Origin of the sequence: Magnetospirillum sp. SS-4 (assembly GCF_902729425.1) — a bacterium.
GTDB lineage: Bacteria > Pseudomonadota > Alphaproteobacteria > Rhodospirillales > Magnetospirillaceae > Phaeospirillum.
On the sequence record NZ_CACVCH010000043.1, the window covers coordinates 1 to 11416 of the forward strand.

The 11416-nt window shown below is 65.8% G+C and carries 8 protein-coding genes and 1 tRNA gene; 6 read left to right on the top strand and 3 right to left on the bottom strand.

The window, feature by feature from the left end; all coding sequences use genetic code 11:
- Nucleotides 1-21 precede the first annotated feature (21 nt).
- Complete coding sequence (locus tag MTBSS4_RS05710; RefSeq protein WP_173982439.1) at nt 22-1341, top strand: recombinase family protein; 1320 nt, start codon at nt 22-24, stop codon at nt 1339-1341.
- On the top strand, nt 1338-1739 hold the full coding sequence (locus MTBSS4_RS05715) for a hypothetical protein (protein WP_173982440.1): 402 nt from the start codon (nt 1338-1340) through the stop codon (nt 1737-1739). Before MTBSS4_RS05710 ends, MTBSS4_RS05715 begins: the two co-directional genes overlap by 4 nt.
- Before the next feature lie 81 nt (nt 1740-1820).
- On the opposite strand, the gene MTBSS4_RS05720 is transcribed toward MTBSS4_RS05715, so the two are convergent.
- Nucleotides 1821-3146, bottom strand: a complete 1326-nt coding sequence (locus MTBSS4_RS05720; RefSeq protein ID WP_173982441.1) for a HEPN/Toprim-associated domain-containing protein — start codon at nt 3144-3146, stop codon at nt 1821-1823.
- A 1104-nt stretch (nt 3147-4250) separates the two neighbouring features.
- Nucleotides 4251-4326, bottom strand: a tRNA-Glu gene (locus MTBSS4_RS05725).
- A 72-nt stretch (nt 4327-4398) separates the two neighbouring features.
- On the opposite strand from MTBSS4_RS05725, the gene MTBSS4_RS05730 reads away from it, so the two are divergent.
- Both MTBSS4_RS05730 and MTBSS4_RS05735 read left to right on the top strand, forming a co-directional pair.
- Nucleotides 4399-6777: an ATP-dependent helicase gene (locus MTBSS4_RS05730; RefSeq protein ID WP_254432399.1), complete on the top strand. Its 2379-nt coding sequence runs from the start codon at nt 4399-4401 to the stop codon at nt 6775-6777.
- Nucleotides 6778-6790: 13 nt separating this feature from the next.
- A complete protein-coding gene (locus MTBSS4_RS05735; RefSeq protein ID WP_173982442.1) occupies nt 6791-7690 on the top strand; it encodes a 50S ribosomal protein L11 methyltransferase in 900 nt (299 codons plus the stop codon).
- A 9-nt stretch (nt 7691-7699) separates the two neighbouring features.
- Here the strand turns inward: MTBSS4_RS05735 and MTBSS4_RS05740 are convergent, their stop codons facing one another.
- Complete coding sequence (locus MTBSS4_RS05740) at nt 7700-9148, bottom strand: glycosyltransferase (RefSeq protein WP_173982443.1); 1449 nt, start codon at nt 9146-9148, stop codon at nt 7700-7702.
- Nucleotides 9149-9271: 123 nt separating this feature from the next.
- On the opposite strand from MTBSS4_RS05740, the gene MTBSS4_RS05745 reads away from it, so the two are divergent.
- Nucleotides 9272-10348 carry a YjgN family protein gene (locus tag MTBSS4_RS05745; protein ID WP_254432400.1) on the top strand — a complete coding sequence of 359 codons (1077 nt, stop codon included), beginning with the start codon at nt 9272-9274 and terminating at the stop codon, nt 10346-10348.
- Nucleotides 10348-11409, top strand: a complete 1062-nt coding sequence (locus MTBSS4_RS05750; protein ID WP_173982445.1) for a M48 family metallopeptidase — start codon at nt 10348-10350, stop codon at nt 11407-11409. The genes MTBSS4_RS05745 and MTBSS4_RS05750 overlap by 1 nt, the downstream gene beginning before the upstream one ends.
- Nucleotides 11410-11416: the final 7 nt, after the last annotated feature.

An 11416-nucleotide genomic window follows, 5' to 3' on the forward strand; every position in this document is an offset into this window, starting at 1 on the left:
GAAGAACTGGAGGAAGGGAGCATGAAACCTACGGCGCCCAAAATGATCCACAAGCTGCGCTGCGCCGTCTATACCCGCAAATCCACTGAGGAGGGGTTGGAGATGGAGTTCAACTCGCTGGATGCCCAGCGGGAATCCTGCGAGGCCTATGTCGCCAGCCAGAAGGCCGAGGGCTGGGTGCTAGTGCCAACCCATTATGACGATGGCGGTTTCTCCGGCGGCACCCTCGAACGTCCTGGCCTGCGGCGCCTGCTGGCCGACATCGAGGCCGGGCTGGTCGATGTGGTGGTGGTCTACAAAATCGACCGTCTGTCGCGCTCGCTGATGGATTTCTCCAAACTGGTCGAGGTGTTCGACCGCAATGACGTCACCTTCGTCAGCATCACCCAGTCGTTCAACACCACCACCAGCATGGGGCGGCTAACCCTGAACATCTTGCTGTCCTTCGCCCAGTTCGAGCGCGAGGTGATCGGCGAACGTGTCCGCGATAAGGTGGCAGCTTCTCGGCGCAAGGGAATCTGGATGGGCGGACCGTTGCCCTTTGGCTATCGCTGCGCCGACCGCAAGCTGCTGGTGGTGGAGGAAGAAGCAGTCATTGTCCGCATGATCTTCGAGCGGTTCATCCGCGTCGGGTCCGCCACCCTGCTGGTGAAGGAACTTGCCGACCAGGGCATCTCGCGCCGTGGCAAGAAGTTGGACAAGGGCGGCCTCTACAAGATGCTGGCCAATCCGCTCTACATCGGCAAGGCGGTCCACAAGGGTGTGGCCTATGACGGCGAACATGAAGCGATCATCGATCAGGCCCTATGGGACAAGGTCCGATCCGTCATGGAAGTCAGCCCCCGTACGCGGGCCTGCCGCACCAGGGCGCAGACGCCCGCCCTGCTGAAGGGGCTGATCTTCGCCCCCGGCGGCCGCGCCATGACTCCCAGCCACACCCGCAAGAAGGGCCGACTGTACCGCTATTACGTCACCATGAACGTGATTAAGGAAGGCCCAGAAGCCTGTCCGGTTGGCCGCGTCCCCGCCGCCCAAGTGGAGAACGCGGTGATCGACCAGTTGCGCTCGCTGCTTCGCACGCCGGAGATGGTGGCGCGGGCCTGGAAAGGCGTCCGCGCAGAGGGCGAAGCCATGACGGAGAAGGAGGTTGCCGCCGCTCTGGGCCAGCTTGATCCCCTCTGGGACGAACTGTTCCCCGCCGAGCAAGCCCGCATCGTCCAGCTTCTGGTCCAGCGCGTCGTTATCTCCACCGACGGCGTCCACATCGCGCTCCGCACCGATGGGCTGGCCCAGCTTGCCGGCGAACTGAAGCCGGCCAAGGGGCGGAGGGCCGCAGCATGACCTCCGTGTTCGTGCCGATGACCTTCCGCCGCATCGGCGGTCGCAAGCGCATCGTCCTACCCGATGGCAGCCTGTACAATCCTGAGACACGCGTGCCGGTCGACAGCCCCATCGTCCGCTCGCTGGCCCGAGCTTTCCGTTGGCGGCGCCTGCTGGAATCCGGTCGCCACGCTTCCATCAACGAACTGGCCAAGGCCGAACGCGTTGACCGTGCCTTCGCCAGCCGTGTTCTCCGCCTCACCCTGCTGGCCCCCGATATCGTTGAGGCGATCCTCGCCGGCCGCCAGCCCGAGAAGCTGACGGTGCGGGCGCTGTTGGAGCCGTTTCCGGCGGAGTGGGTGGAGCAGCGGCGGATGTTCCTGGAAGACGGCGAGTACCATGAGAATGTTGGCCGTTGATCCATGGTGGGCCTTCGTCCACGACCTTTGCGCCCATTGCGGACGTGCAATTCCGAATTGAAGCAAATTCAGTGCGGACACTCAGGAATCCGACGCTGCGAGGCGGGCTGCCAACTCTCCTGACGCCATTATGATGCATTGCTCGATCAAGGCATCGAGCACCTTCTCGATATTGCCGGTGTCGTAGCCCGTCGCCGCCAACTTGTCGGGTGTGAGCTTCAAAAACGCCTTGGTGTAGGCCTCCTTATATTCGAGTGCGCCCTGATAGGTGTCGGCTTCCTTCTTGTAATTGGTCCAGATGACGCGCGGCGGCGGATAGTCTTTGAGCCGGTGGTCGAGATAGCATTCGATCGCTGCTGCGCGTCCATTGATGTCGGCCTCATGGTCGCCTTGGGGACCTTTGGCCGGAAATGACCTGAAGGCGTCTAGCGACGGCAAAAGCATCGCGCGCAGGTTAGATGGCAGCACCAGTGCGCCGAGCTTGTTGAAGGCTTCGGCGCCCTCGGCATCATTGTCGAATACGAAGATGGTCTGGTTGTGGACATCGATCTTCGCGAGGCCCTCGGCGAACTTGAGAAGATTGCCGGTGCCAGGAAACGGATGGCGATCGCTTACATCGATGAATCGAAAGAAGTCGGCGACCTCGGGCCGCAGCAACTCAAAGCCATGACGTAGGATATGTGCGTCCGAACTGCCCTCTGTGGCAATGAGGAAAGTCTCGGTGCGGCGCGCGAGGGGCATGAATTCGGCAGCCGTGGCCCACCCAGCCTCGACCAGTGGGCCGTATTGCCAAACTACGTCGGTCTCAAGGTTGACTGCGTTGCCAGCCAAAATGCGCAGCATCAGATAGGGATGGAGGATGTTGATGCGACTGCCGAAATAGCTGCGCTCGGACCAGTACTGGTCGTCATGGTCGAAGCTACACGGAATTCGTTCGAGCGTTGCCTCGTCATCGATGAAGCGCCCCTTGCATTTGGTGCGGCTCATTAAGGAGGCGTTGTCGTCATGGAAGGTGTCGTCGAGTTCGGTGACGGACTGGCGATTGGCGAATGTGCAGTATTCCTTGAACGAAAGCGGCTCTGGGATGGGCGAACCTTCAGAATCGGCGTTCGCCTCGCGCTCTTCCTTCCATTGCACCGCCCAATGATCATAGACGCTTCTGGCCTGCTCGAGCGTGAAGCCGAGCAGGTCGAGCCTGGGGACGATCTGTTTGAGCTTGCGGACGAAGGCCATTTCCATTGGGGTGGGATCTTCGTTTTCTTCCTGGAAATAGGCATAGTCGATCTGGTCGCTGCGAACCGCGCGCCGATCCCCCTCCTGGAACAATGCACCATGGTCGGGCCCGCAATGGTTCTTGGCCCAGGATAGGGCGAGCCCGCCAAGTTCGAGATGAATTTCCGTGCCCATGCGATTTGATCACCCTAATACAAGGACGTGGGGCTGGAGCATCACATTTGCGCGCGCGATCGCCAATGCTACCAATCAGCGGCCCCTTCAGCCCGCTTGCTGTCGACAAACAGATCGGCAACTATCGTCCCGTCACTGCGGCTTGGTGCCCATGTCAGGCATCGCTGCGCCTCACCAGCGTTCTCCGGAACGGTCGTACCACGACAACGGCTAGCGGCCTTTTGGGCTAACCTGAGCACATTTCTTCGGCGTCTGATAGGCTGCGGTGTGGTGAGCCAGACGTGTCTGGGAACGCTGCGGCGAGCATCCTGAGTCTCTCCTGATGGCCGTCGCGTCCCGCGCGGCCGATCTCTTGGGTGTGCCGCGCGGAGAATTGGACGCTATCACAGCGCCGATGGAGCGGGGCTGGCCGCACCCGCAGACCAGCTAACGATGAATGCCCAGATAGTCTCAAGTAAGACAGACAGGTACATTACAACGCTATTCACCGGGTTCAGGATGGCTTGAGAATACGTCCGCTTATGCGAGTTGCCTCGCGACCGCTTGGTTTCTGTGTTCATGGTTACCTCCATCATCAACAGCGTGCTCGCGTAGCGAAGCAGGCCAAGGATTAAAAAGAGGGCACCGAACGTCAGCCAGCCTGCGAGAGTTGAACTCCCCGGCTCCCCGAAGAGCGACTGTAGAGTAGCATTGTCCCACTGCGACGTCGATATTTCCGTTTGGGACTGTTCCGTTTGGGACGCGTTTATTTATTCCGGAATGCAGCCTTTCGCTTCCGGCCCTCCTGCACCAGGGTACCGCCCAAAGTAGAAGACGCTGTTGATACAGCGAACAGGCTCCGTTGCCGGACTCCGTCGGTCATCCGCGAAAATCGCCAAACCACACGGCGCGGAGATTTCCGGGATATCTTGAGATTTCAGGTGCTTGCCGACCTGTTGATACGGAAGGGCGTGTCAACAGGTCTGGAGAGAAAGGCGCCACGGAGAGAGAAGTCAGTCGATTTCCGGCAGGCTCGTGTCAGCACATAGACATGCGAAAACCGCGCGGAACCTTGGGGTATCCAAGGCCGCGTCTTAGCGGTAGAGCCAGTTTTATTTGGAAGATTGGCGTCCCCAGGGGGATTCGAACCCCCGTCGCCGCCGTGAAAGGGCGGTGTCCTAGGCCTCTAGACGATGGGGACGTCGAGGCGCGAGGGCGTCTAGATAGCCGCCCTGATCGGGAAAATCAAGACCGCAATGCGGAATTCGAGACGATGATGGATCATTCCTCGCCGTCGGGCATTTTGCTGCTGCGGCCAGCGCGCCATTCGGCCAATATCCCGGCCATGCCCCATCCAGAATCAGATCCCTTCGCCCTCGACGACGCCATCCCGTTTCCGCCGCCGCCCGCCAGGGCGCGGGGGGGCGAGCCGCTGCCGGTGCCGGCCGACGCGCCGTGGCTGGCGGGCCTCAACCCCGAGCAGCTGGAGGCCGTCACCTCCCTGGACGGGCCGGTCCTGGTGCTGTCGGGGGCGGGGACCGGCAAGACCAAGGTGCTGACCGCCCGTCTCGCCCATATCCTGGCGTCCCGGCGGGCGCAGCCCTGGCAGTGCCTGGCCGTCACCTTCACCAACCGTGCCGCCCGCGAGATGAAGGAGCGCGTCGCCGGCCTGGTCGGGCCGGCGGCCCAGGACCTGTGGCTGGGCACCTTCCACTCCCTGTGCCTGCGCATCCTGCGCCGTCACGCCCAGGCGGTGGGGCTGGGCGCCGACTTCACCGTGCTGGATGCCGACGACCAGTTGCGCGTCCTCAAGCAGGTGATGGCGGATCAGCACATCGACGCCAAGGCGACGCCGCCCCAGGCGCTGATGGGCGTGATCCAGCGCTGGAAGGACCGGGCGCTGACTCCCGACAAGGTCCGGGGCGAGCACGCCTCGGACGTCGCCGGCGGCCGGGGACCGGAGCTTTACCGCCTCTACCAGGACCGGCTGAAGGGGCTCAACGCCTGCGATTTCGGCGATCTGCTGCTGCACACCCTCACCGTCTTCCTGGCCGATGCCCGGGTGCTGGAGCACTGGCAGGGCCATTTCCGCTATCTGCTGGTGGACGAGTACCAGGACACCAACGTCGCCCAGTATCTGTGGCTGCGCCTGCTGGCCCAGACCCACCGCAACATCTGCTGCGTCGGCGACGACGACCAGTCCATCTACTCCTGGCGCGGCGCCGAGGTCGGCAACATCCTGCGCTTCGACAAGGATTTCCCCGGCGCCCGCGTGGTACGCCTGGAAAGCAATTACCGCTCGACGCCGCATATCCTGGGGGCCGCCTCGGCCCTGATCGCCCACAACCAAGGCCGCCTGGGCAAGACGCTGCGGTCCGGCCTCAGCCACGAGTCCGATTCCGTCGAGAAGGTGCGGACCCGCGCCGTATGGGACGGCGAGGCCGAGGCCCGGCTGGTGGTCGAGGAGATCGAGACCATCCAGCGGCGCGGCGAAACGCTGTCGTCCATGGCCATTCTGGTCCGGGCCGGCTTCCAGACCCGCGAGTTCGAGGAACGCCTGATCACCACCGGCGTGCCCTATCGGGTGATCGGCGGACCCCGCTTCTACGAACGCCTGGAAATCCGCGACGCCATGGCCTATCTGCGGCTGGTGGCCTCGCCCGCCGACGGCCTCGCCTTCGAGCGCGTCGTCAACACGCCCAAGCGCGGCCTGGGCGAGGCCGCCATCCAGTCCGTCCACATCCTGGCCCGCCACGCCGGCGTGCCGCTGCTGGAGGCCGCCCGCCGGCTGGTGGAAACCGACGAGTTGAAGCCCAGGGCGCGTCAGGCGCTGGCCGGGTTCGTCTCCGACGTCGCCCGCTGGCGCTCGCTGCTCGACTCCATGCCCCATGCCGAATTGGCCGCCACCATTTTGGAGGAATCCGGATATGTCGCCATGTGGAAGGCCGACAAGTCGCCCGATGCGCCGGGGCGGGTCGAGAACCTGAAGGAGCTGGTGGCGGCGCTGGAGGAATACGAGTCCCTGGCCACCTTCCTGGAGCACGTCGCCCTGGTGATGGAGAACGACGCGAAGGCCGAGCAGGACCGCGTCGCCATCATGACGCTGCACGGCGCCAAGGGACTAGAATTCGACACGGTGTTCCTGCCCGGCTGGGAGGAAGAGGTGTTTCCCCATGCCCGCGCCCTGGCCGAGACCGGCACCCAGGGGCTGGAGGAGGAGCGCCGCCTCGCCTATGTGGGGCTGACCCGCGCCCGCAAGCGCGCCCTGGTCACCTTCGCCGCCAACCGCCGCATCTACAACCAGTGGAAATCGCAATTGCCGTCCCGCTTCGTCGAGGAACTGCCCGACGAACATGTGGAACGCTCGGCCGATCGCGGTCTCCATGGCGGCGGCCGGCAGGATTCCAATGCAGCCTGGAACGAGTCCGGCTGGAGCGACGTTCGCCGGAGCCGCCAGACCGCCCGCCCCGCCCCCGCCCCGCTGAAGACCGCGCCGCGCCAGTCCGGCGGCGGCTTCAGGGCCGGCGACCGGGTATTCCACGACAAGTTCGGCAACGGCAGCGTGGTGGCGGTCGACGGCAACAAGCTGGAAATCGCCTTCGACAAGGCCGGCACCAAGAAGGTGCTGGACAGTTTCGTGAGTGCCTTATAGCGGAGTTCCATCCATGCCCCCCGTCTTCCCCGAAATCTGGCGTCTGCGCCTGACCGTCTCCATGGACACCCTGCCGGTGTTCGAGGAGGTGTTCGAGCGCTTCGCCGAGGCGGTGACCATGTTCATGGAGGACCGATCAGGCATCTCGGACGGCGATTGCGACTGGTTCCTGGAAGGATTCTCGCGCATGCCGCCCGACCGGGTCGCCATCGTGTCCGCCCTGTCGGCCATGGCCGCCGCCAACGGAATCGAGGCGCCACCGCTGGAGATCGAGCGCCTGCCCAACGTGGATTGGGTGCTGGAGAACCTGCGCGACTTCCCCCCCATCCGCGCCGGCCGCTTCTTCGTCCACGGCTCGCACTGGCAGGGCCGGCCGCCGGCCGGTTGCCACGCCATCGAGATCGATGCCGGCACCGCCTTCGGTTCGGGCGAGCACGCCACCACCCGCGGCTGCCTGCTGGCGCTGGATTCCATCGCCAAGCAGGGACGCCGGACGCGGGTGCTGGACCTGGGCTCGGGCTCGGGCATCCTCGGCATCGCCGCCGCCAAGGTGTGGGCGGCATCGGTGATCTGCACCGACATCGACCCGGCGGCGGTCAAGGTCTGCGCCGGCAACGCCGCCAATAACGGCGAAGCCGCCCTGGTCACCGCCGTGGTCAGCGACGGCTACCGCAATCCGGTGGTGGGGAAGGGACGCCCCTACGATCTGGTGTTCTCCAACATCCTGGCGCGGCCGCTGTGCCGTTTCGCCCCCGATCTGGCCGCCCATCTGGCCCCCGGCGGGCTGGCGGTGCTGTCCGGCCTGCTGGAGCGCCAGGAACGGATGGTCATGGCCAATCACGAGAAGCAGGGACTGACCCTGAAACGCCGCTTCGCCATCGACGGCTGGGCCACCCTGGTGATCGGACGCTAGCGTCCAGGGTCATCCCAGGCGGGCGAGGACCTGGGACCAGAACCGCCCGGACGAATAATGCCCGGACCAGAAGGCGTGGGCCGCCCCGGTCATGCGGTCCCGCCGTTCGGGCTCGGCCTCGAAGAACTGAATCAGGAAGATCAGCTCGTGATAGGTCGAGAACGGCATGTAATGGACGAACGGCACGTAATAATCGTCCAGGGGTGAGCCGGCATCCTCCAGCACGACCGAGCGCGCCAGGATGGCCTCGGTCACCCGGCCGGTGATGATGTAGTTGTTCTCGGAAACCCGGCCATTGTTGATCGTCGTCTTCGACCGCTTGATGGCCTCCACATAGGCATCGTAGGACGGGACCTGATCGGCCCTGCGGTCGTGGATGAGGCCGATGCCATCCAGGCCCGACGACCGGGCCGCGTTCAGCAAGGTCAGGCGATAGCGCGAATTGGTTCCCACCAGGAAGTAGGACTGGTCCTTTTCCACCGGCGGCCCGTCGAACATTCCGGCGTCGAACGGCAGCGACGGCGTGGCCAGCAGCATGTCCCGGTTGGGAAAGGTCATGAATTCGTAGCCATGGCAATGATAGGTGTTGATCAGATCGGCGCAGTCGCTCCAGTAGGTCAGCTTGCCGTCGGCGGTGAACAATTCGGGGGTATCGTAGGAATCCGGCACCACCGCCAGGATCTTGAAGCCGTGCGCCTGCTTCAGCGCGCCCCATTCGTCGCGGCTGATCGCCTTGTCCTCGGGAATGACGTTGCCATCGATGACCACGATTTCCGGCTGGAAGGCGGCGACCAGGCGGCCCAGTTCCCGCCGGCACTCCGCCGCCGCCTCCCGGCTGCGAACCATGCCCTTGCCGTCCTCGGCGCAGGCGTCGGTGGCGAAGAAGCGGACTTCCAGGCCAAGACGGGCGGCCGAGGCGGCGAAATGAAGGCTGATGTCGTTGCGGATGAACAGCGGCGAACAGTTGATGTACTCCGGCATGGCGACCAGCACCCGGGGGCGGCGGGCCGGAACCGGACCGGCAATTCCCCCGTCGAGGACCGAGGCACGGGACGGCATCGCCACCTCGCCCCGCTGCCAAGCCTCCCAATGGGTATCCAGCAACGAGCGGAGCACCGCCCGCCGGACCTCGCCGAGATCGCCGCCGGTCCATGTCCCGAGATAGGACGAGGGGCGGCAGAGAATCTCGGAATATTCGAAATCGATGGGGCTGACCACCCAGACGTTGTTGAAATCGTTAGACATGTCCCGGGGAAACTCGCCGCCCAGCCGCCGCCCGTGGCGGATCATCGAGCCGGCCTCGGCGAAGCGGCCCATCCGCGCATGAATGTCGGCGGCCAGGAAGAAGGCTTCGGGCCGGTCCGGATTGTCGACCACGTTCTGGTCGGCGACCTCGCAGGCTCCGGCAAGGTTACCGTCCGCCGCCATCCGGTCGATCATCGTTCTGACGCTGCTCATGACGGCTCCGCCGGTGGAAAGCTCCGTCCAATCTAGGGCAATTCCGGGCCGGCCGTACACATGCCGTTTTCTCCTCCGCCGTTCCGGAGTAGTCTCGGCGGATCAAAATGGGGGGAGAGGGCCGTGGAGTCCGACAGCACCGCCGTTCGGCCGTTTCGTCAGCATGGCGGAACCGGGGAAATGGTCCGTCTCGCCCTGGTCAATCTGGGGCTGAACATCGTCACCTTGTCGTTCTGGCGGTTCTGGGGCCGCACCCGGGTCCGGCGGCTGCTGTGGGGAACCACCACCGCCTGGGACGATCCGGTGGAGTACACCGGCACCGGCAAGGAATTGCTGAAGGGCTTCGTGCTGGCGCTGCTGCTGATCTACCTGCCGCTGGTGGCCGGTTTCTCCTGGGCCCAATCCCTGATCATGGCCGACGACCCGGTGGGCGAGGGAATGCTGGGAGTGCTGTACATCCTGGCGGCGCTGCTGATCGCCGCCGGCACCTACCGCGCCCGCCGCTACCAGATGTCGCGCACCGTGTGGCGCGGCATAAGGGGGGGCCAGGGCGGCTCGGCCGTCGCCTACGCCGCCCGGTCCCTGCTGGTATGGCTGGCGGTTCCGATCAGCCTCGGCTGGGCGTGGCCGTGGGGCGAGATGTGGCTGGCCCGCTATCGCCTGGGCCACACCCGTTTCGGCGATCGCGGCTTCGTCTGCGACGCCGGCGTCGCCGGATTGTATGGGCGGTTCGCGGTGGTGTGGGCGTGTGGCGTCGTCTTCACCGCCCTGGTCCTGGGGCTGACGGCGATGATGACCGGAATGTTCGAGGCCGGCCTGATCGACGAGGCGGCGGCCGTCGCCATCGTCGTCGTCGCCATGCCGCCGCTGTCCATCATCGTGCTGGCATTGCCGTGGGCATGGTACCGTGCCGCCTTCCTCAGCCGGATGGCGACGGGAACCGTGTTCGAGGGCTGCCGCTTTTCCGCCGCCGTCACCACCTGGCCCCTGGTGCGGCTGGCCGTGGGCAATGGCCTGATCTCGCTGCTGTCCCTCGGCACTCTCCGGCCCTGGGCGGCGTTGCGCACCTTCCGTTTCACCTGCGCCGTCGTCTCCCTGGAGGGCCATCCGGATTTCGCCGCCATCCACCAGACCACCCAGGCCGGCCCCAGCATGGGAGAAGGGGTGATGACGGTGCTGGACGGGGCGGGCGAGTTCTGATGGGCGACACCCTGCGCCCGGGCCGGTTCAGCGACGGCCGCAGCGCCGCCAGCCGCGAGGTCGTGGTCAGGGCATCGGCCGACGGGCTGGAAATCCGGAGCGAGGACGGCCTGCTGGTGGCGGCATGGAAGAGCGGCGACCTGCGCGCCGGCGGTGAATATCCCGGCGGCGTCAGGCTGTTCTGCGCCGCCGAGCCTGACGCCCGCCTGACGCTGGACGATGCCGTATTCGCCCGCCGGCTGCTGTCCGCCACCGGCCGTCGCCGCCGCTTCCCATGGGGCATGGCCGCCGGCTTCGCCGCAGCCGCCCTGCTGCTGGCCGGAGTCTATCTGGCCCTTCCCGACGCGGCGAGACTGATCGCCGGCCTGATTCCGGTCGAGATCGAACGCGGCTGGGGCCGTCAGATCGCCCACGGGATCGAGGCGCAGGCGGGTCGTTGCAATTCGCCGGCCGGCAACGCCGCCCTCAAGACCCTGGTGGACCGGCTGGCCGGGGGACTGCCCGCCGACCGCCTGCCGGTGACGGTGCGGGTCGTCGACGCCAGGCCGGTCAACGCCCTGGCCCTGCCCGGCTCCGAGATCGTCGTGTTCCGCGGCCTGATCGACCTGACCGAAGGCCCCGACGAACTGGCCGGCGTGCTGGCCCACGAACTGGCGCATGTGGCCGACCGCCATCCCGCCGCCGCCCTGCTGCGCGGGCTGGGGGTGGGCGTGGTCGCCACCCTGATCACCGGCGACGCCTCGGGCGTGGTGGCCAGCACCGTCGCCGGCCTGATGGCCTCGGCCTACACCCGCGACGACGAGGCCGCCGCCGACCGGGCGGCGCTGGCGCTCCTCAAGCGGGCCGGCATCGGCAACGCCGGATTCGCCGCGTTCTTCCACCGGCTGGACAAGCGGGAACGCGGCGGTGGCACGCTGCTGCCCGCGTGGATGAGCACCCATCCCGAATCCAAGGCCAGGGCCGCCGCCGTCGAGGCCAGGGCCGACCCCGTCCCCCGCCCTCCCGCCCTGAGAGAGGGCGAGTGGCAGGCAATCAAGGATCTGTGCGCGACCAGGGCCTGACCGGGGA